This window comes from Streptomyces sp. NPDC027962 (genome assembly GCF_055566095.1).
In genome coordinates this window covers 61549-80216 of the sequence record NZ_JBVHTA010000027.1, presented here as the reverse complement: position 1 = coordinate 80216, position 18668 = coordinate 61549, and the positions used below count along the sequence as shown (strand labels likewise).

Here is an 18668-nt window from a genome sequence, read left to right as displayed (position 1 = left end):
GGGAACGGGCAGGAGGCGGCTGGTGACCGTCGACGACACCACTTCCGGCGCGGGCGCGCAGCCGCCGTCCGACGGCTCTTCCGGCGCGTCCGCCTCGTCACCGGGGCAATCCGGGCCCACAGGGTCGTCCTCCGGTTCCTCCGGTGCCTCTTCCGGGTCGCCTGAGGCCTCCGGTTCGGGGGCGTCCGGGGGGGCCTCCGGTTCCGGGTCGTCCGGGGCCTCCGGCGCGGTGCACCCCACGCCCCATCACGAGGTCGACCACACGGCGGAGCCCTCCGACGATCCGCTGGCGATACGGCTGGAACATCTGATCCTCGGCGCCGAGCGGCGCTACACCGCCTTCCAGGCCGCCCGCACCGCCGGTGTGTCCATGGAGCTCGCCGCCCGCTTCTGGCGGGCCATGGGCTTCGCCGACATCGGGCAGGCGAAAGCGCTCACCGAGGCGGACGTGCTCGCCCTGCGACGGCTCGCCGGTCTCGTCGAGGCGGGCCTGCTCAGCGAGCCGATGGCGGTCCAGGTGGCCCGCTCGACCGGCCAGACCACCGCCCGACTGGCCGACTGGCAGATCGACTCCTTCCTGGAGGGCCTGACCGAGCCGCCCGAGCCCGGTATGACCCGCACCGAGGTCACCTACCCCCTGGTCGAGCTGCTCCTGCCCGAGCTCGAGGAGTTCCTCGTCTACGTCTGGCGGCGGCAGCTGGCCGCGGCGACCGGACGCGTCGTGCAGGCCGCGGACGACGAGGAGATGGTCGACCGCCGTCTCGCCGTCGGCTTCGCCGACCTGGTCGGCTTCACCCGGCTCACCCGCCGCCTGGAGGAGGAGGAGCTCGGCGAGCTCGTCGAGTCCTTCGAGACCACCTGCGCGGACCTGGTGGCGGCGCACAGCGGCAGGCTGATCAAGACCCTCGGCGACGAGGTGCTGTACGCGGCGGACGACGCGGGCACCGCGGCGGAGATCGCGCTGCGGCTCATCGAGACGATGACGGACGACGAGTCGATGCCCGCACTGCGGGTCGGCATCGCCTTCGGAACGGTCACCACGCGGATGGGCGACGTCTTCGGCACGACGGTCAACCTGGCCAGCAGGCTGACGTCGATAGCGCCGAAGGACGCCGTGCTGGTGGACGGGGCGCTGGCGGAGGAGCTGATCAGGACCGGCGACGCGCCGGCGTCCGAGGCGGAGGCCGCGGAGGAGGCGGTGAAGGCGGAGAAGGAGGGCCGCGAGGTCCCCACGTACCGCTTCGCGCTGCAGCCGATGTGGCAGCGGCCGGTGCGCGGCCTGGGCGTCGTCGAGCCGTGGCTGCTGTCGCGTCGGCCGTCGTGAGGCGGTGAGGCGGGCGGGCCCGACTTTGTCGGCCGTCGGGCCGATGGGGGAATCGGGCCCGGCCTATGATCCCGGTGAACCATCGTTAACCGGGAGGGTGCCATGTCGGAGTCCGAGCAGCGGTTCGGGGAGTTCGTCGTCGTGCGCAGGCACGAGCAGGGCCATGTCGCCGAGCTCGTCCTCGATCGGCCCAAGGCCATGAACGCCGTCTCCACCGAGATGGCCCGCTCCATCGGGGCCGCCTGCGACGAGCTCGCCGCGGACCGGGACGTGCGGGTGACCGTCGTCGCGTCGAGCAGCGAGCGCGCCTTCTGCGTCGGCGCCGACCTCAAGGAGCGCAACTCCTTCTCCGACGCCGAGCTGGTCCGGCAGCGGCCCACCGCACGTGCCGCCTACACCGGTGTGCTGGAGCTGCCCATGCCGACGGTCGCCGCCGTGCACGGGTTCGCGCTCGGTGGGGGGTTCGAGCTGGCGCTGTCCTGCGATGTGATCGTCGCCGACGCGACCGCCGTCGTGGGTCTGCCCGAGGTGTCCGTCGGCGTCATCCCCGGCGGTGGCGGTACGCAGCTGCTGCCGCGCCGGGTCGGGGCCGCCCGTGCCGCCGAGCTCGTGTTCAGCGCGCGGCGCGTGGAAGCGGGGGAGGCGCGGGAGTTGGGGCTCGTCGACATCCTCGCGGAGGACGCCCGTACGGAGGCGCTCGCGCTCGCCGGCCGGATCGCCGTGAACTCGCCGGTCGGCCTGCGCAACGCGAAGAAGGCCATGCGGCTCGGGCAGGGACTGGACCTGCGGGCCGGTCTCGAGGTCGAGGACGCCGCGTGGCGGGCCACCGCGTTCTCCGGTGATCGGGCGGAGGGTGTGGCCGCCTTCAACGAGAAGCGCAAGCCGCAGTGGCCCGGCGAGTGAGCGGCTGAGCGAAGGGGCGGGAGCGCGTGACAGGGGGATCGGCGGACGCGCGACCGGCTCGGTCCACTCCAACTGATCAAATCGCCTGAAACCTCCCTAAGCTGGGTGGATGGCTGTGGATGGGCGGTTGCGGTCCGTGGTGGCGCTGGCTCAGGCGATGGCCGCCGCCCAGACCCCGCGTGACTGCTGGCGGGCGGCGGCTCTCGGCGCGTGCGGTGCGCTCGCCGGATCGTTCTCGGCGCTCTCCGTGTGGGAACGCGAGCGCGGGCGGTTGCGGGTGCTCGTCAACGCGGGTGAACGAGTTCCGGACGAGGAGGAGTTCCCCGAGTCGGAGACGTACCCGGTGAACCGCTTCCCCGAGATCACCGAGTTCCTGCACGAGCGTTGGGCGGGCGGCGGTGAGTGGGGGCCCCTCCCGCACGCGGAGCGCTGGGGGGGAGCCTGGGTGGAGACCGCGGTGGGTCACGCGTCTCCGGGTCACAGCTACTGCCGCCAGCGCGTGGCGGCGCTCCGCCGCCGCGGCCGCGGATGCTGCGTCGTCGCGCCGATCGTGCTGCACGGCAGGGCGTGGGGCGAGCTGTATGTGGCCCGGCCGCAGGAGGCGCCGGTGTTCGACCGGGACGACGCCGACTTCGCGACGGTTCTGGCGTCCGTCGTCGCCGCGGGGATCGCCCAGACGGAGCGGCTCGAGGAGGTCCGCAGGCTCGCGTTCACCGATCCGCTGACCGGCCTCGCCAACCGCCGCGCGGTCGACACGCGACTCGACGAGGCGCTGGAGCAGCATCGGGCGGAGGGCGCGGTGGCCAGCCTCGTCGTGTGCGACGTCAACGGGCTCAAGCAGGTGAACGACACCCAGGGCCACGCGGTCGGGGACCGCCTGCTGGAGCGGTTCGGTTCGGTCCTGTCGCTGTGCGGGGCGATGCTGCCCGGCGCGCTGGCGGCCCGTCTGGGCGGGGACGAGTTCTGTCTGGTGGCAGTGGGGCCCACCGCCGACGAAGTGGTGGGCGTGGCCGACGAACTGTGCACCAGGGCGAAGGAGTTGGAGATCGGCGAGGGTGTCGCCTGTGGTGTGGCGTCGACCGGCGACCCGATCGGGCAGGTGCACTCGGCCCGGCGGCTCTTCCGGCTGGCGGACGCGGCCCAGTACCGGGCGAAGGCGGCCCGTTCCCTCAAGCCGGTGGTCGCGGGCCGCGACGGCACGGTGATGCGGCTCGCCGACTCCCCGCCGCGCTCCCCGCGCGACCGTCGCCGTTTCCGGGACGCGCGCCCGGAGGAGGCCGTGGAGGAGCCGTGGAGCGAGCCGTGAGTGCGGCGCGGGAGGCGTGGGGCGAGCCGTGAGTGCGGCACCGGATGCGTAAGCGGCACCGGATGGGTAAGGGGTCGGGTCGGCCTCCAGTGGTGACAGGTTTGGATTCAGTCCGTACGCTGCTGAATATGGATATGCAAACTGTCGTGGTGGGGACGTCCGGTACCACCGCCGACGACGTCGTCGCCGTGGCCCGCCGCGGAGCCCGTGTCGAGCTCTCCGCCGAGGCCGTCGCAGCCCTCGCCGCGGCCCGCGGGATCGTGGACGCGCTGGCCGCCAAGCCCGAGCCCGTCTACGGCGTCTCCACCGGATTCGGAGCCCTTGCCACCCGTCACATCAGCCCCGAGCTCCGCGCCCAGCTCCAGCGCAACATCGTGCGCTCGCACGCCGCCGGCATGGGCCCGCGGGTCGAGCGCGAGGTCGTGCGCGCGCTGATGTTCCTGCGCCTGAAGACCGTGTGCTCCGGCCGCACCGGCGTACGCCCCGAGGTCGCGCAGACCATGGCGGACGTGCTGAACGCGGGCATCACCCCCGTCGTCCACGAGTATGGCTCCCTTGGCTGCTCCGGAGACCTCGCACCGCTGTCCCACTGCGCCCTGACGCTCATGGGCGAGGGCGACGCGGAGGGCCTAGACGGCACCGTGCGCCCCGCCGGCGAGCTGCTCGCGGAGCACGGCATCGCGCCCGTCGAGCTCCGCGAGAAGGAAGGCCTCGCGCTCCTCAACGGCACCGACGGCATGCTCGGCATGCTGGTCATGGCCCTCGCCGACCTCGAGCGCCTCTACAAGTCCGCCGACATCACCGCGGCCCTGTCCCTGGAGGCCCTGCTCGGCACCGAGAAGGTCCTCGCCCCCGAGCTGCACGCCATCCGGCCCCACCCCGGCCAGGGTGCGTCCGCCGCGAACATGCTCGCCGTCCTCAAGGGCTCCGGGCTCACCGGCCACTTCCAGGAGGAGGAGGCGCCCCGCGTCCAGGACGCCTACTCGGTGCGCTGCGCCCCGCAGGTCGCGGGCGCCGGACGCGACACCATGGCGCACGCCCGCATGGTCGCCGAACGCGAGCTCGCCTCGGCAGTCGACAACCCTGTCGTGCTTCCCGACGGCCGAGTGGAGTCCAACGGCAACTTCCACGGCGCGCCCGTCGCCTACGTCCTGGACTTCCTCGCGATCGCCGTCGCGGACCTCGGCTCCATCGCCGAGCGCCGCACCGACCGGCTCCTCGACAAGAACCGCAGCCACGGCCTGCCGCCGTTCCTCGCCGACGACGCCGGCGTCGACTCGGGCCTGATGATCGCCCAGTACACGCAGGCGGCCCTCGTCAGCGAGATGAAGCGCCTCGCCGTCCCCGCCTCCGCGGACTCCATCCCGTCCTCCGCCATGCAGGAGGACCACGTGTCGATGGGCTGGTCGGCGGCCCGCAAGCTGCGCGCCGCCGTCGACAACCTGACACGCGTCATCGCGGTGGAGCTGTACGCGGCGACCCGCGCGATCGAACTGCGCCGCCACCTCACCCCGGCCCCCGCTTCGCAGGCCGCGATCGAGGCGCTGCGTGCGGCGGGCGTGCAGGGCCCGGGGGAGGACCGTTTCCTCGCGCCCGACCTGGCGGCCGCGGACACGTTCGTACGGGACGGGAAGCTCCTTGCGGCGGTGGAGCCGGTGACCGGTCCGCTGGCCTGACCCCGTAACGCCGAGGCCGCCCCCCCGCCGAGACGGCGGGGGGCGGTCTGCTGCGTGTCAGGGGTCTCAGACGGCGGAGGGCACGCGCCTGCGCGTCGAGTACGCGACGAGACCCGCCCCGATCCCGACGAATGTGGTGCCGCCGATCACATAGGGCGTGGTGTCCACGCTGCCCGTGCGGGCCAGGAGCAGTTTCTGCTCTCCCGCGGTCTGCGGGGCGGCGGCGGAGCTGCCGGCGGACTGCTGCGCGCCCTGTCTCTCGGCGGTCGCGTTCGCCGAGGGAACGAACCACAGCGCACACAGCAGCGTCCCTGCGGCAGTGGCGGTGAGCAGCGGTCGACGTGCGACGGACACGGAGTCGATCCTCCTTGAGGAATCCTCGAATTGGCCGGTGGGCTGATGCTAGTGAAAGCAGCGGGTCGCGGGAAGCCACGGCCTCGGGGGCCCTACTCTCCGTCGTATGACCACTTCTGAGACATCACGCTATGTGCGGCTACGAGTGGAATTGGTACTCGAGGTTCAGGACTCCGGGGCGCTGACCGGCGCGGCGCTGGAGAAGATCGCGGAGGACGAGCTCATGCCCGACGAGGAGCGCGCCCATGCGAGCTCCGCGGTCCGGGAGGACGACGCGGAGGCCCTCGCCTATCTCGTGGACCCGTTCGACCTGGTCGGCGAGGTGCCGGGGATCGATCTCGCTCAGGCGTCGTGGAGCAGCGAGGAGATCGACTACGACCCCGATTCCGATGAATGGGACCTGGGTGACGAGGACGACGAGGACGATGGTTACGAGGGCGGTCCGGACGGTTACCCGCTGCTGGACATGAACGGTGGCGACGGCCGCAACCCGTAGGCCTGCCCGGTCGGAGACACGAGAGGCTTCGGTCCCGGATCGCCGGGCAGGCGAACCGGGGCGCGGTCGTGGCCGTGCCGTGGTGAGAAGGACGACAATCGGAAATGGGGAAACCGGTCTGCGGGTACTGCAACCGATGCGGGCCCGTCGGCGTCGATCAGTTCGGGGCGTGGCGCGTCCGGCGAGCGGCCTGTCCGCCGTCCGGACAGGCCGTGTTGGTGAGTGTTGTTCCCCACATCCTTACCCGATGTGGAACCGGATGCCCTGAAATGGGGTTGTCCATAGTGGTTGGTCAGGGTCTCGGCAACGATGGAGAAGCGTGTGATGACGGACAGCAAGCGGCGCACCGGCCTGAAGGTCGCGTCCGCCGTGCTCGGGGGCGTGCTGGCCCTGTCGGCCTGCAGTGGCGGGGACGACGAGGCATCGGCCGCTTCGGACAAGTCGAAGACGTCACAGGCCCAGATCGACGAGGCGGCGGCCAAGGAAGTCTCCAAGGCGCGAATAGCGATTTCGCCGAAGAACGGCGCCGACAACGCGAGCATCAACAACGCCGCCAGGGTCACGGTCAGCGACGGCACGCTGACCGAGGTCGAGATGACCACCGCCGACGGCACGGCCGTCCCCGGCACGCTCGCCGCCGACGGCAAGAGCTGGAAGCCGGACGGTCAGCTCGAGCGCTCGACCACGTACAAGATCTCCGCCACGGCGAAGGACGCGGCGGGACTCGAGGCTCACGAGAACGCGTCGTTCACGACCGTCTCGCCCGACAACAGCTTCATCGGCAACTTCACGCCGGAGGACGGCTCCACCGTCGGCGTCGGCATGCCGGTCTCGATCAACTTCAACAAGCCGATCACCGACCGCAAGGCCGTCCAGTCGGGCATCACCGTGTCCTCCAGCACCGGCCAGGAGGTCGTCGGCCACTGGTTCAACAGCCAGCGCCTTGACTTCCGCCCGGACCAGTACTGGACCGAGGGCTCGACCGTCAGCCTGAAGCTCGAGCTCGACGGGGTCCAGGGTGCCGAGGGCGTCTACGGTGTCCAGCAGAAGACGGTCACGTTCAAGATCGGCCGCAACCAGGTCTCCACCGTCGACGTCGCCAAGAAGTCGATGACGGTCACTCAGGACGGCAAGGTCGTCAAGACCATCCCGATCTCCGCCGGTTCACCGGAGAACCCGACGTACAACGGTCAGATGGTGATCTCCGAGAAGTTCAAGGAGACCCGGATGAACGGCGCGACGGTCGGCTTCACCGACGACGACGGCAAGGGCGAGTACGACATCAAGGACGTCCCGCACGCCATGCGGCTGTCCACGTCGGGCACGTTCATCCACGGCAACTACTGGGGCCCCGACTCGGTCTTCGGCGGCGCCAACACCAGCCACGGTTGTGTCGGCCTGAACGACGTCAAGGGCGCCGGCGACCCGAACCAGCCGGCCGCCTGGTTCTACAACAACTCGATCGTCGGCGATGTGGTGATCGTCAAGAACTCCAAGGACACCACCATCAAGCCGGACAACGGCCTGAACGGCTGGAACCTGGGCTGGGCGCAGTGGAAGGCCGGCTCCGCCGTCTGACCCGTCCCGCGTCCTTCACGGTGGCGGCACCCGCGACGGGTGCCGCCACCGTCGTTTTCCCTCGGAGACCGCGGTGGCCGGAGACATCGGCGGCTCCACTCCGGGCGGTGCCTGATTTCCGAGCGGCCGGGCAGGTCGGGGACGTACCGTCCCGGCATGACGATCACCCCCCTTCCCGCACCGCCCTCCGGCTCCGCCGTCGACGCCTGGCATGCCGCCGTACGGGCCGCGCACCTCGTGGATCTGCCCGGGCATGTGCCCGCGCCGGGGCGGGTCGAGACCAAGGGCAGGCTTCTCTCGTCCTCCGTCAACGCCCGGACCGTGCACGTAGCCGAGTCGTTCGTTGACGGCCAGCATGGGGCCGTTCTCGTCGGCGACCGTCGTGGCCACCTCCCGTACTCCATGGGGCGACCCTCGAAATGGTCGAGGGGCAGTGGCCGGGCGCCCTGGTCGTCATCGGGTTCCCCAGCATCGACGAGGGCCGCGACTGGTACGCGTCCGACGCCTACCAGGAGCTCATCCCGCTGCGGACCCGCCACATGACCGGCGACGTGGTCCTCGTCGACGGCGTCCCGCCCGGCTACGACCCCGCCCGCACCGCGGCTCGTATGAGGGCGGCGCGGGACGGCTCGGTCGCCGCCGGGCGCTGAGGGGGCGGCCCCGCGCCCGGACGATTTCGCCCCCGGCGCAACGCCGCCTGCTCGCAAGGCGATTGCGACGCTCCTAGGCTGAGGGGGTGAGCAGCCACGAGACGAACCGCGCCCGTGTCATCCCTCTGCGCCCGGCTTCGGCCGCCGCCCCGGCCGCCCCGGCGACTCCCGCCCCGGCATCCCCCACCCCCGCGAGGGAACCCCTGTGGCGGGACATCGTCGGCGGCGTCCTGCGGCGCGAGCGGCTCGCGCAGGAGCGCACCCTCAAGGACGTGGCAGACGCCGCGCGGATCTCCGTCCCGTACCTCTCCGAGCTCGAGCGCGGCCGCAAGGAGGCATCCTCAGAGGTCCTCGCGGCCGCCGCGCACGCGCTGGGGTTCGGGCTCGCGGATCTGCTCGCCCTCTCCCACCGGGAACTCGTACGCCCCGTCCGGTCCACCACCACCCGGCTCGGCCGGACCGCGGGGACCACGCGGCAGGGCGACGTACGCCTCGCCGCGTGACACGCCGGCCGGCCGTCACACCAGCCGGCGGCTGAGCACCTCGTCGGCCAGCCCGTACGCCACCGCCTCGTGCGCCGTGAAGACCTTGTCGCGGTCCATGTCGGCGCGCAGGGCGGCCACGTCGTGGTGCGTGTGCCGGGACAGCACCTCCTCCACCTGGGAGCGGATCCGGAGCATCTCCTTGGCCTGGAGGCTGAGGTCCGAGACCGTGCCCTGCCTGCCGCCGCTCGCGGGCTGCCCCAGCAGCACCCGCGCATGCTCCAGGACGTACCGCCGGCCGGGGTCGCCGCCGGCCAGGAGCACCGCGGCGGTCGAGGCCGCCTGGCCGACACAGAAGGTGGAGATCGGCGCGCGGACGAAGGTCATCGTGTCGTAGATCGCCATCAGCGAAGTGAACGAGCCACCCGGCGAGTTGATGTAGATCGCGATCTCCGTGTCCGGGCTCGACGACTCCAGGTGGAGCAGCTGCGCGATGACGACGTTCGCGACGCCGTCGTCGATCTCCGTGCCGATGAAGATGATCCGCTCGGACAGCAGCCGGCTGAACACGTCGTAGGACCGCTCGCCCTGCGCGGTGCGCTCGACGACGTTCGGGATCGTGTACTGGCCCATGTCAGCCCCCCAGTCCGATACGCCGCCGGGGCCCGGCGGGCCGGACGTCCTCGAGCGACTCGACGACGTGATCGACCATGCCGTACTCCTTCGCCTGATCCGCCGTGAACCACCGGTCGCGGTCGCCGTCGCGCGAGACCGTCTCCTCGGACTGACCGGTGTGCTCCGCCGTGATCCTTTCGACGGCCTTCTTCGTGAACTCGAGGTTCTCGGCCTGGATCGCGATGTCGGCGGCGGTCCCGCCGATGCCGGCCGACGGCTGGTGCATCATGATCCGCGCGTTCGGCAGCGCGAAACGCCTGCCCGCCGTGCCCACGGTGAGCAGGAACTGCCCCATGCTCGCCGCGAATCCCATGGCGAGCGTCGACACGTCGTTGGGGATCAGCCGCATCGTGTCGTAGATCGCCAGCCCGGCCGTCACCGAACCGCCGGGGCTGTTGATGTAGAGGCTGATGTCGGTCCGCGGGTCCTCCGCCGACAGCAGAAGCAACTGTGCGCAGACCCGGTTCGCGGACACCTCGTCGACCTGCGTACCGAGGAACACGATCCGCTGCGTCAGCAGCTGCGCGGCCAGATGGTCGTCGAACCGCGACGGGGGTGTGTCCTCGTCGGCCGCACGTGGATGGGGATACGGGGAAAGAGCTGACATCGGGCCTCCTCGTGAAGGTCCGCGGCGGTGGTCGCCGCGGTCCTCCCACTGTCGGCCCGCACATGGCGCCGCGTCAGAAACCTCTGCCGGCAGCAGATTCGCTCCTAGCAGAGGCCCCGGCTTCCTTACCGTTCCTCGAAGCCGCCGCCCGCGTGCGATACGGGCGGTACCCAGCCCGTGCGGCTCGCCGCGTCGACGCGGGCATCGGCCTCGGAACCGCCGCGTTCCGGGACCGAAACAAGTGGATTCGGCGGGCGTGAGGCCCGCCGATCACGGTGCTCGCCCGGTGCCCGGGCCCGCCGGCGGATCGTCGCCCTGAGCGGCGTCAGGCCTCCGGGGACTGAGCCCTGGTGACGCCGATCGGGCAGGAGACGCCCGTGCCGCCGATGCCGCAGTAGCCCGCCGGGTTCTTCTCGAGGTACTGCTGGTGATACGCCTCAGCCGGATAGAACGGGCGGCCTTCCGCCGGGAGGATCTCCGTCGTGATCGTGCCGTAGCCCGAGCCCGTCAGGACCTTCTGGTATGCGTCGCGGGACGACTTCGCCGCCGCGGCCTGGGCGGGGGAGTGGGTGTAGATCGCGGAGCGGTACTGGGTGCCGACGTCGTTGCCCTGGCGGAAGCCCTGCGTCGGGTTGTGGGACTCCCAGAACAGCTTCAGCAGGGTTTCGTACGACACGACCGACGGGTCGAAGACGACGCGGACCGCTTCCGTGTGGCCCGTCATGCCCGAGCAGGCCTCTTCGTACGTGGGGTTCTCCGTGTAGCCGCCCTGGTAGCCGACCAGGGTCGTCCACACGCCCGGGGTCTGCCAGAACTTGCGCTCCGCGCCCCAGAAGCAGCCCAGCGCGAAGTCCGCGGTCTCCAGGTGCGCGGGGTAGGGCCCCAGCAGGGGGTTGCCGAGGACGGTGTGGCGGTCGGGGACCGTGAAGGACGGGTCGGGGCGGCCCCTGAGGGCCTGCTCGGGGGTGGGCAGCACGGGCGTACGGCCGAAGAGCATGGCTGGTTCTCCTTCACGGTGACGGCACCCGGAACAACGTCCCGGTGCCGCCATGAATTCCGCCGGCCTGCACGGGCGCCTGCAAGGCGCTAACGCAGTAGTGTCGCCGGGTTGCCGCCGTTCGCCTCGTAACCGGCGACCGCCAGGGCACGGTAGACCGTGTACGCCGCCGCCGGGTCGGGCTCCGTCGTCCACGGGAGCGCGCCGACATGCCCGTCGACCTGCACCAGCTGGTGCATCGCCTCCGCCCACCGCTCGGAGTTCACCAGGAAGACGACGAGCATGTGGCGTACGTGCGCGAGCATCGGGTCGTCGGGACGGGCGGAGTGCACGGCGAACAGCGCGCCCTCCATGGCCTTGGTGACCACCGCGCTCTGGTAGAAGGAGCGCACGAGGTTCACCTCCGGCAGGTGCTCGTAGAGTGCGAAGAGCGGGAGGGCGGCGAGCAGGGAGCCGTGCGGGGCGCGGGCCGCGGCGGTCGTGGCGAAGTGGTCCGCCTCCTCGCGCGAGCCGTGCCACTTCTCGCACAGGTGGTGCAGCGCGGCCAGGTGGGCGCCCATGTGGTCGGGGGCGCGGTCGATCACCTTCGCCCACAGCTGGTCGAACTGCTCGTTGCTGTAGCCCAGTCCGCGGGCGACGGCCAGCTCGACGATGTACGGCACGGGGTCGCCGGGAGCGAGGAGCGCGGCCTCTCCGCAGACGGTGCGGGCCTCCTCCAGGATGATCCGGAAGTCGTCCGCGCCCACGGTCGACGTGCGCCAGGCTTGCTGCACCAGGAACTCGGCGTGCACCTGCGCCGCACCCGCGTCCTTCGGGGCCTCGGAGCGCCAGTTGCGCAGCCACGCCCCTCCGACGCCGGGCTGCTGCTGCAGTTCGAGGGAGGCGGCGCCGGCGAACGCCTGGACGCGCTGCCAGCGCTGCTCGCTCTCCTTCGGGGTCCCGGCGAGCAGCTGCGACGCGGCTTTCCAGTCCTGGGTGTGCTGGACGACGTCCAGTACGTCGAGGAGGTCCTGGTCCGGTCCGGGCATCCGGACGTCCAGCAGCTCCTGGCGTACGAAGCCGTAGTCGTCCGGGTCAGCGGCGTCGGGCGAGCCGCGCTCGGCGAGCCGGATGCCGTTGCGGCGGCGCAGCACCGCGGGGCCGATGATCGCGACCAGCATGCACAGTGCGATCAGGAACCAGAGAATCTCCATGAGCCCATTGTCCCGGACGTGGGCGGCGATCGGACACGCCCGGTCCGGTACGGGACTACGCTCGGGGCTCATGAGCGATCAGCACAGCTTGCAGAGCTTCGAGACCCGCGCCATCCATGCGGGCAACACGGCGGATCCGCTGACCGGCGCGGTCGTCCCGCCCATCTACCAGGTGTCCACGTACAAGCAGGACGGCGTGGGGGGCCTGCGCGGCGGATACGAGTACAGCCGCAGCGCCAACCCCACGCGCACCGCGCTCGAGGAGAACCTCGCCGCGATCGAGGGCGGCCGGCGCGGTCTCGCCTTCGCGTCCGGGCTCGCGGCGGAGGACTGCCTGCTGCGGACGCTGCTGTCCCCCGGGGCGCACGTGGTGATCCCGAACGACGCGTACGGCGGCACGTTCCGGCTCTTCGCCAAGGTGGTCGAGCGCTGGGGCGTGGACTTCTCCGTCGCGGACACGTCCGACCCCGCCGCGGTGCGGGCGTCGGTCACGGACCGTACGAAGGTGATCTGGGTCGAGACGCCGTCGAACCCACTGCTCGGGATCACCGACATCGCGGCCGTCGCCGACATCGCGCGTTCGGCGGGCGCGAAGCTCGTCGTCGACAACACCTTCGCCAGCCCTTATCTGCAGCAGCCGATCGCGCTCGGCGCGGACGTCGTCGTGCACTCGTTGACCAAGTACATGGGTGGGCACTCGGACGTCGTCGGCGGTGCGCTGATCGCCGCCGACGCCGATCTCGGCGAGGAACTGGCGTACCACCAGAACGCGATGGGTGCGGTCGCCGGACCGTTCGACGCATGGCTTGTGCTGCGCGGGATCAAGACGCTGCCGGTCCGCATGGACCGGCACAGCGAGAACGCGACGCGTGTCGCCGAGATGCTCACCCGGCACCCGAAGGTCACCCAGGTCCTCTACCCGGGGCTGCCCGAGCACCCGGGCCACGAGATCGCGGCCAAGCAGATGCGCGCCTTCGGCGGCATGGTCTCCTTCCGCGTCGAGGGCGGCGAGCAGGCGGCGGTGGAGGTCTGCAACCGCGCCGGGCTGTTCACACTGGGCGAGTCCCTGGGCGGTGTGGAGTCGCTGATCGAGCACCCGGGCCGGATGACGCACGCGTCCGTCGTGGGCTCCGCGCTAGAGGTCCCTGGTGACCTGGTCCGTCTGTCGGTGGGTATCGAGGCGGCGGACGACCTGCTGGCCGATCTGCAGCAGGCGCTGGGCTGACACGCTGACACGCTCCTGACGTGCCGCAGGCCCCCGACTTCTTGCGGGGGTTTGCGGGCAGCGTCCTTTCGAGGGTCTGCGGCGGTGCGTTCCGCGGCTGCCTCAGACGCCGACCTTCTCGTCCTTCAGGGATTCGCGGATCATCTGCCGCAGCTCGGCATTGTCGGTGTGTCCGTGAACGGAGACGGCGTGCTCCGCGGCCGCCCGTACGACTTCCTCTTCCTCACCGCTGATGGCGAGGGTGCATCCGGAGACGCTCGGGGTGTCGCGGCAATCGACTACTTTCCTGGTCATGAAGGCCTCCTGGGCTCGTTCAAAGTGCCGCTCATCTCAGGATAGATCCGGATGAAGAGGGCGAACCACCTCAGGCGTGAGGCCGAACCACCCCGGGCGTCACCAGCCCTCCAGAGGCGGCGTGGTGTCCGACGGAGGCGCCGTCCACGGCTCGGCGACCGTGGCCCACGCCGTGAAGGCGATCACCGCCACGAGCAGCAGCACGAGCCACACCCGGCGCAGGGCGCGCCGTCGGCGCAGCAGCCGTACGCCCTGTTCGGCGGCGAGGGGGCCGAGGCCGGCAGGGACCACGGGGTGCGGACCGTCCATCATCCGGCGGACCTCGACCTCTTTGCGCTCGGGCCCGTTCACGACGCGTCCTCGTCCTCACCGCGCTCGGGTCCGTTCGACGTGATCCGGTTCATGACACGATCCGCAGGACGGGTCGGTGCGGTGTGCGGGGGGTGCCGCGCATGGCGGAGACCGCACGGCTGCAGACGGCCCGCACCCGGTCCGCCGGCAGTCCGATGACAGCCGCTGTCTGCTCCTCCGCGACGCCCTCGTGCAGCCGCAGCACGAGGATCAGCCGCTCCTGCGGGCTGAGGCGGTCCAGTACCCCGCCGTGCACCCGGTGATAGCGCCAGGCGTTGCGCGCGAAGCGGACGGCGAGCTCCTGGCGGGTGCGGTTGTACGGATCCTCGCCGCGCAGCCGGTCCCAGTGCGCGTACGTACGGGCAAGCGAGGCGGTCAGCAGCCGTTGCGCGCGAGGGTTGGCGGCCGGGGGTTCGGCCGTCAGCAGTGTCGCGACGTGCAGCAGTCGGCTCGCCGCGCCCGCCACGAAGGCATCGAACTCCCGGGCGCGGCGGCGGTCCATGGCCGACTGCCGCTCGCTCACGTCCTCATATAGGGCCCGGGGACGGGCCCAGGTCAAGAGGTCGGCGTGGTGTCCCTGTCCGAGGCGGGCAGGCCTGCCTGGCGGGCGGAGAGCGCCGAGTTGAAACGGGTGAGGAGTGTGCAGAACGCTTCGCGCTCGCTCTCCGTCCAGCCCTCGGTGACCTGCGACATGAGCTCGCGCCGCGAGTCGCGGACCTCCTGGAGCCGGGCCTGGCCGCGCGGGGACAGCTGGAGCACGACGGCGCGGCCGTCCTCCGGGTGCGAGGTGCGTTTGACCAGACCGGTGTCGACGAGCGGCGCCACCTGCCGGGTCACGGTCGAGGAGTCGATGCCCATCGAGGCGGCCAGCGCCTTGACGCCCATCGGACCTTCGATGTCGAGGCGGTTGAGCAACAGGTACGCGGCGCGGTCCATCGAGTTGCGGACCTGGCCGACTCCGCCGAGCCGGGTCTGTTCCGCACGGCGGGCGAACAGGGCCACCTGGTGCTGGAGGGCATCGAGGAGACCGGGGCCGCTGGGCGGTTCGGAGGTGGGGTTCCCCCGGGAGGCAGACGCAGTGGTCGTCATGTCCTGAGAAGTGGGCATGGCTGCGGGGGCTCTCTTGTGCGGTGGTCGGTTGGTGGGGGACAGAGTACGCGGCCCTGGGCCCACCCGTGCCTGCGCTGCACAAACCGCTCCCCGCTCCTGGCCCGGGATGCGGACGCCACCGCGCCTCAGGGGCCGAACTGCGAGACTTGCGGCATGAGCTTCCGTGCGCCCGAGATCCTTCGTTCCGTGATTCTCGACGACATCCGGGGGGCGCAGAAGATGCTGTCCGGCGTCGCCAGGGTCACGGCGATGGAGGGCAGCAGGTACCTTTCGCAGCTGGTCGGGGCGCCCGTCCATCTCAAGTGCGAGAACCTGCAGCGCACCGGCTCCTTCAAGCTGCGCGGGGCGTACGTGCGGATCGCCGGCCTGCGGCCCGAGGAGCGGGCGGCGGGCGTCGTCGCCGCGTCCGCGGGCAACCATGCGCAGGGTGTGGCGCTGGCGTCGTCGCTGCTGGGCGTGCACTCCACGGTCTTCATGCCGGTCGGAGCCCCGTTGCCGAAGGTCGCGGCGACCAGGGAGTACGGCGCGGACGTCCGGCTGCACGGGCAGGTGGTCGACGAGACGCTGGCCGCGGCGCAGGAGTACGCGAGCGAGACGGGTGCCGTTTTCATCCACCCCTTCGACCATCCCGACATCGTCGCCGGGCAGGGCACGGTGGGTCTGGAGATCCTTGAGCAGTGCCCGGAGGTGCGGACGATCGTCGTCGGGATCGGGGGCGGCGGTCTGGCGGCCGGCATCGCTGTCGCGGTGAAGGCGGTGCGTCCCGATGTGAAGGTGATCGGCGTGCAGGCGGAGGGCGCCGCCGCCTATCCCCCGTCGCTCGCGGCGGGACGTCCGGTCTCCATCCGGGAGCCGTCGACGATGGCCGACGGCATCAAGGTGGGGCGCCCGGGCGATGTGCCCTTCAAAATCGTTGGCGATCTTGTCGACGAAGTCCGTACGGTTTCCGAGGACGCGCTCTCCAGTGCGCTGCTGCTGTGTCTCGAGCGGGCGAAGATGGTCGTCGAGCCGGCGGGGGCGAGCTCGGTGGCCGCGCTGATGAGCGATCCGAAGTCCTTCGAGGGCCCGGTTGTCGCCCTGTTGTCGGGCGGCAATGTGGACCCGCTGCTGATGCAGCGCATTCTGCGGCACGGCATGGCGGCGGCGGGCAGGTATCTGTCGCTGCGGCTGCGTCTGACCGACCGGCCCGGGGCGCTGGCCGGACTTCTCGGTGCGTTGTCAGTGGCGGATGCCAATGTTCTCGATGTGAGTCATGTACGCACCGATCCACGGCTGGGGCTCACGGAGGCGGAGGTGGAGCTGCATCTGGAGACGAAGGGCCCCGAGCACTGCGAGGAGGTCGCGGCGACGCTGCGCGCCGCGGGTTACACGGTCATGGGCTAGCCACCTCGCGACCCACATCGCGATACCTGTGCGCAGGGTAACGCGACATACTTGAGTAACGCGATGTATCGCGTTATGGTGGTTCCGTCATGTTCCCGCCAACGGCGGGATCGCCGGCGAACCACCTCCTTCTGCGCGGACGCACCCATCCACTTTTCACCTTGGGAGACCCCCTATGCCAGGCGCCATCTACGCCGAAGGTCTCGTGAAGACCTTCGGCGATGTAAGGGCACTGGACGGCGTCGATCTCGACGTCCCCGAAGGCACGGTGCTCGGACTTCTCGGCCCCAACGGCGCCGGCAAGACCACGACCGTGCGGGTACTGACCACTCTGCTGCAGCCCGACAGCGGCTCCGCCGTCGTCGCCGGCATCGATGTCCTCAAGTACCCCAACGAGGTGCGCAGGTCCATCGGCCTCTCCGGCCAGTTCGCCGCCGTCGACGAGTATCTGACCGGCCGGGAGAACCTCCAGATGGTCGGGCAGCTCTACCAGATGAGCGCCAGGGACGCGAGGGCACGGGCGGGCCGGCTGCTCGAGCGCTTCAATCTCGCCGACGCCGCCGACCGCCCCGCCAAGACGTACTCCGGCGGTATGCGCCGCCGGCTCGACCTGGCCGCGGCACTGGTCGTCTCCCCGCCCGTGATGTTCATGGACGAGCCGACCACCGGCCTTGACCCGCGCAACCGCCAGCAGCTGTGGGAGGTCATCCAGGAGCTCGTCGGCGGCGGTACGACACTCCTGCTGACCACGCAGTACCTGGAAGAGGCGGACCATCTCGCCGACGACATCTGCGTCGTCGACCACGGCAAGGTCATCGCCCGCGGCACCTCCGACCAGCTCAAGGCCCGCACCGGCGGCGAGCGGGTCGAGGTCGTGGTGCACGAGCGCGACCAGATTCTCCCGGCCCGCGAGGTGCTCGCCTCCTACGGCAAGGGCGAGGTCGCCGTCGCCGAACACACCCGCAAGCTCACCGTCCCCGTCACGGGTGGCGCCAAGCTGCTCGCCGAGGTCATCCGCGACCTCGACACCCGCGGCGTGGAGATCGACGACATCGGCCTGCGCCGCCCCACCCTCGACGACGTCTTCATCTCGCTCACCGGGCACGTGGCCGAGATCGCGGACGCGGACCCCGCAGGCACCGAGGCACGGGCCGAAGGGTCCGGCCGCAAGTCCAGGAAGGAGAGCGCCAGGTGAGCGCCACCACAGAAGCCGCGCCGATCGCGGCGCCCCGCCCCAAGGGCGGCATCGGGCAGGCGGTCGGCGACTCGCTGGTCGTGGCCAAGCGCAATCTGATCAGGATGATGCGCATCCCGGAGATGATCATTTTCGGCCTGATCCAGCCGATCATGTTCGTGGTGCTCTTCACCTATGTCTTCGGCGGCTCCATCGAGGTCGGCGGCTCCACATCCGCCGCCGACTACCGCGAATTCCTGATGGCCGGCATCTTCGCCCAGACGGTCACCTTCGCCACGGCGGGGGCGGGCGCGGGCATCGCCGACGACATGCACAAGGGCCTCATCGACCGCTTCCGCTCGCTGCCCATGGCGCGCGGCGCCGTCCTCACCGGCCGTACGCTCGCCGACCTGGTGCAGACCGCGCTGACCCTCGTGGTGCTCGCGGTCGTCGCCCTCATCGTCGGCTGGCGTGTCCACGAGAACATCGGCAAGGTCCTGCTCGGCTTCCTGCTGCTGCTTCTGCTCGGCTACGCCTTCTCGTGGATCGGCGCCCTGATCGGCCTCTCGGTGCGCACCCCCGAGGCAGCCACCTCCGGTGGTCTGATCTGGCTCTTCCCGCTGACGTTCATATCCAACGCCTTCGTGGACGCCAACAAGATGCCCGGCTTCCTGCGCACCGTCGCGGAGTGGAATCCGTTCAGCGCCACGGTCCAGGCATGCCGTGAACTGTTCGGCAACCTGCCGCCGGGCTTCCAGGCGGCAGACGCCTGGCCCATGCAGCACCCGATCCTGGCCTCGGTGCTGTGGTCCGTGGTGATCCTGGTGGTCTTCCGCACCCTGGCGGTCCGCAAGTACCGCTCCGCCGCCGCCTGACCGGCGCCACGAGCA

Annotated in this window: 20 protein-coding genes and 1 pseudogene; 12 read left to right on the top strand and 9 right to left on the bottom strand. The window is 71.0% G+C overall.

The window, feature by feature from the left end; translation table 11 throughout:
- Positions 1-22 precede the first annotated feature (22 nt).
- The 4 genes from ACZ4SA_RS24020 to hutH all read left to right on the top strand — a co-directional run bounded on the left by ACZ4SA_RS24020 (position 23) and on the right by hutH (position 5209).
- A complete protein-coding gene (locus tag ACZ4SA_RS24020) occupies positions 23-1324 on the top strand; it encodes an adenylate/guanylate cyclase domain-containing protein (protein WP_468277963.1) in 1302 nt (433 codons plus the stop codon).
- Positions 1325-1426: 102 nt separating this feature from the next.
- The gene (locus ACZ4SA_RS24015; RefSeq protein ID WP_468277961.1) at positions 1427-2227 is read left to right on the top strand and encodes an enoyl-CoA hydratase/isomerase family protein; all 801 of its coding nucleotides are present in this window, start codon (positions 1427-1429) and stop codon (positions 2225-2227) included.
- A 109-nt stretch (positions 2228-2336) separates the two neighbouring features.
- A complete protein-coding gene (locus tag ACZ4SA_RS24010) occupies positions 2337-3533 on the top strand; it encodes a GGDEF domain-containing protein (protein WP_468277959.1) in 1197 nt (398 codons plus the stop codon).
- Positions 3534-3667: 134 nt separating this feature from the next.
- Positions 3668-5209: a histidine ammonia-lyase gene (gene hutH / locus ACZ4SA_RS24005; RefSeq protein ID WP_468278028.1), complete on the top strand. Its 1542-nt coding sequence runs from the start codon at positions 3668-3670 to the stop codon at positions 5207-5209.
- A 66-nt stretch (positions 5210-5275) separates the two neighbouring features.
- Here the strand turns inward: hutH and ACZ4SA_RS24000 are convergent, their stop codons facing one another.
- Positions 5276-5563 carry a hypothetical protein gene (locus ACZ4SA_RS24000; RefSeq protein ID WP_468277957.1) on the bottom strand — a complete coding sequence of 96 codons (288 nt, stop codon included), beginning with the start codon at positions 5561-5563 and terminating at the stop codon, positions 5276-5278.
- Between the two features lie 106 nt (positions 5564-5669).
- On the opposite strand from ACZ4SA_RS24000, the gene ACZ4SA_RS23995 reads away from it, so the two are divergent.
- The 4 genes and pseudogenes from ACZ4SA_RS23995 to ACZ4SA_RS23980 all read left to right on the top strand — a co-directional run bounded on the left by ACZ4SA_RS23995 (position 5670) and on the right by ACZ4SA_RS23980 (position 8790).
- Positions 5670-6059, top strand: coding sequence for a hypothetical protein (locus tag ACZ4SA_RS23995; protein WP_468277954.1), 390 nt, complete (start codon positions 5670-5672; stop codon positions 6057-6059).
- Positions 6060-6368: 309 nt separating this feature from the next.
- Positions 6369-7637 carry a L,D-transpeptidase gene (locus ACZ4SA_RS23990; protein ID WP_468277952.1) on the top strand — a complete coding sequence of 423 codons (1269 nt, stop codon included), beginning with the start codon at positions 6369-6371 and terminating at the stop codon, positions 7635-7637.
- A gap of 407 nt (positions 7638-8044) precedes the next feature.
- Positions 8045-8287 (top strand): annotated as a pseudogene (locus tag ACZ4SA_RS23985) (DUF1330 domain-containing protein); the annotation flags it as partial.
- Between the two features lie 86 nt (positions 8288-8373).
- A complete protein-coding gene (locus ACZ4SA_RS23980) occupies positions 8374-8790 on the top strand; it encodes a helix-turn-helix domain-containing protein (RefSeq protein ID WP_468277950.1) in 417 nt (138 codons plus the stop codon).
- Positions 8791-8805: 15 nt separating this feature from the next.
- Here ACZ4SA_RS23980 and ACZ4SA_RS23975 read toward each other — a convergent pair whose 3' ends face one another.
- From ACZ4SA_RS23975 to ACZ4SA_RS23960, 4 genes are all read right to left on the bottom strand, one after another.
- Positions 8806-9402, bottom strand: a complete 597-nt coding sequence (locus ACZ4SA_RS23975; RefSeq protein WP_468277948.1) for a ClpP family protease — start codon at positions 9400-9402, stop codon at positions 8806-8808.
- 1 nt (position 9403) lies between these two features.
- Positions 9404-10051 (bottom strand): ATP-dependent Clp protease proteolytic subunit, encoded by a 648-nt coding sequence (locus ACZ4SA_RS23970; protein ID WP_468277946.1) that lies wholly within the window; start codon positions 10049-10051, stop codon positions 9404-9406.
- Positions 10052-10376: 325 nt separating this feature from the next.
- Complete coding sequence (msrA, locus tag ACZ4SA_RS23965) at positions 10377-11048, bottom strand: peptide-methionine (S)-S-oxide reductase MsrA (protein ID WP_468277943.1); 672 nt, start codon at positions 11046-11048, stop codon at positions 10377-10379.
- A gap of 89 nt (positions 11049-11137) precedes the next feature.
- A complete protein-coding gene (locus tag ACZ4SA_RS23960) occupies positions 11138-12241 on the bottom strand; it encodes a hypothetical protein (RefSeq protein WP_468277941.1) in 1104 nt (367 codons plus the stop codon).
- A gap of 70 nt (positions 12242-12311) precedes the next feature.
- On the opposite strand from ACZ4SA_RS23960, the gene ACZ4SA_RS23955 reads away from it, so the two are divergent.
- Positions 12312-13466 (top strand): cystathionine gamma-synthase, encoded by a 1155-nt coding sequence (locus tag ACZ4SA_RS23955; protein ID WP_468277939.1) that lies wholly within the window; start codon positions 12312-12314, stop codon positions 13464-13466.
- 102 nt (positions 13467-13568) lie between these two features.
- Here ACZ4SA_RS23955 and ACZ4SA_RS23950 read toward each other — a convergent pair whose 3' ends face one another.
- The 4 genes from ACZ4SA_RS23950 to ACZ4SA_RS23935 all read right to left on the bottom strand — a co-directional run bounded on the left by ACZ4SA_RS23950 (position 13569) and on the right by ACZ4SA_RS23935 (position 15200).
- A complete protein-coding gene (locus tag ACZ4SA_RS23950; protein WP_468277937.1) occupies positions 13569-13760 on the bottom strand; it encodes a DUF1059 domain-containing protein in 192 nt (63 codons plus the stop codon).
- 99 nt (positions 13761-13859) lie between these two features.
- Positions 13860-14111 carry a hypothetical protein gene (locus tag ACZ4SA_RS23945; protein ID WP_468277935.1) on the bottom strand — a complete coding sequence of 84 codons (252 nt, stop codon included), beginning with the start codon at positions 14109-14111 and terminating at the stop codon, positions 13860-13862.
- 49 nt (positions 14112-14160) lie between these two features.
- Positions 14161-14634 (bottom strand): sigma factor-like helix-turn-helix DNA-binding protein, encoded by a 474-nt coding sequence (locus tag ACZ4SA_RS23940; RefSeq protein ID WP_468277932.1) that lies wholly within the window; start codon positions 14632-14634, stop codon positions 14161-14163.
- 32 nt (positions 14635-14666) lie between these two features.
- Complete coding sequence (locus ACZ4SA_RS23935) at positions 14667-15200, bottom strand: MarR family winged helix-turn-helix transcriptional regulator (protein WP_468277929.1); 534 nt, start codon at positions 15198-15200, stop codon at positions 14667-14669.
- Positions 15201-15374: 174 nt separating this feature from the next.
- Between ACZ4SA_RS23935 and ilvA the strand changes: the two genes are divergently transcribed.
- The 3 genes from ilvA to ACZ4SA_RS23920 all read left to right on the top strand — a co-directional run bounded on the left by ilvA (position 15375) and on the right by ACZ4SA_RS23920 (position 18653).
- Positions 15375-16604, top strand: a complete 1230-nt coding sequence (ilvA, locus tag ACZ4SA_RS23930) for a threonine ammonia-lyase (RefSeq protein ID WP_468277926.1) — start codon at positions 15375-15377, stop codon at positions 16602-16604.
- A 175-nt stretch (positions 16605-16779) separates the two neighbouring features.
- Positions 16780-17799, top strand: coding sequence for an ATP-binding cassette domain-containing protein (locus tag ACZ4SA_RS23925; protein WP_468277924.1), 1020 nt, complete (start codon positions 16780-16782; stop codon positions 17797-17799).
- Positions 17796-18653, top strand: a complete 858-nt coding sequence (locus ACZ4SA_RS23920) for an ABC transporter permease (RefSeq protein ID WP_468277922.1) — start codon at positions 17796-17798, stop codon at positions 18651-18653. The genes ACZ4SA_RS23925 and ACZ4SA_RS23920 overlap by 4 nt, the downstream gene beginning before the upstream one ends.
- The last annotated feature ends 15 nt before the right edge of the window (positions 18654-18668 follow it).

Coding starts and splice junctions, on each gene's coding strand:
- ACZ4SA_RS23955 (WP_468277939.1), top strand. CDS start 12,312: ATGAGCGATCAGCACAGCTTGCAGAGCTTCGAGACCCGCGCCATCCAT.
- ACZ4SA_RS24010 (WP_468277959.1), top strand. CDS start 2,337: ATGGCTGTGGATGGGCGGTTGCGGTCCGTGGTGGCGCTGGCTCAGGCG.
- hutH (WP_468278028.1), top strand. CDS start 3,668: ATGCAAACTGTCGTGGTGGGGACGTCCGGTACCACCGCCGACGACGTC.
- ACZ4SA_RS23975 (WP_468277948.1), bottom strand. CDS start 9,402: ATGGGCCAGTACACGATCCCGAACGTCGTCGAGCGCACCGCGCAGGGC.
- ACZ4SA_RS23995 (WP_468277954.1), top strand. CDS start 5,670: ATGACCACTTCTGAGACATCACGCTATGTGCGGCTACGAGTGGAATTG.
- ACZ4SA_RS23925 (WP_468277924.1), top strand. CDS start 16,780: ATGCCAGGCGCCATCTACGCCGAAGGTCTCGTGAAGACCTTCGGCGAT.
- ACZ4SA_RS23990 (WP_468277952.1), top strand. CDS start 6,369: ATGGAGAAGCGTGTGATGACGGACAGCAAGCGGCGCACCGGCCTGAAG.
- ACZ4SA_RS23960 (WP_468277941.1), bottom strand. CDS start 12,241: ATGGAGATTCTCTGGTTCCTGATCGCACTGTGCATGCTGGTCGCGATC.
- ACZ4SA_RS23970 (WP_468277946.1), bottom strand. CDS start 10,051: ATGTCAGCTCTTTCCCCGTATCCCCATCCACGTGCGGCCGACGAGGAC.
- msrA (WP_468277943.1), bottom strand. CDS start 11,048: ATGCTCTTCGGCCGTACGCCCGTGCTGCCCACCCCCGAGCAGGCCCTC.
- ilvA (WP_468277926.1), top strand. CDS start 15,375: ATGAGCTTCCGTGCGCCCGAGATCCTTCGTTCCGTGATTCTCGACGAC.
- ACZ4SA_RS24015 (WP_468277961.1), top strand. CDS start 1,427: ATGTCGGAGTCCGAGCAGCGGTTCGGGGAGTTCGTCGTCGTGCGCAGG.
- ACZ4SA_RS23950 (WP_468277937.1), bottom strand. CDS start 13,760: ATGACCAGGAAAGTAGTCGATTGCCGCGACACCCCGAGCGTCTCCGGA.
- ACZ4SA_RS23935 (WP_468277929.1), bottom strand. CDS start 15,200: ATGACGACCACTGCGTCTGCCTCCCGGGGGAACCCCACCTCCGAACCG.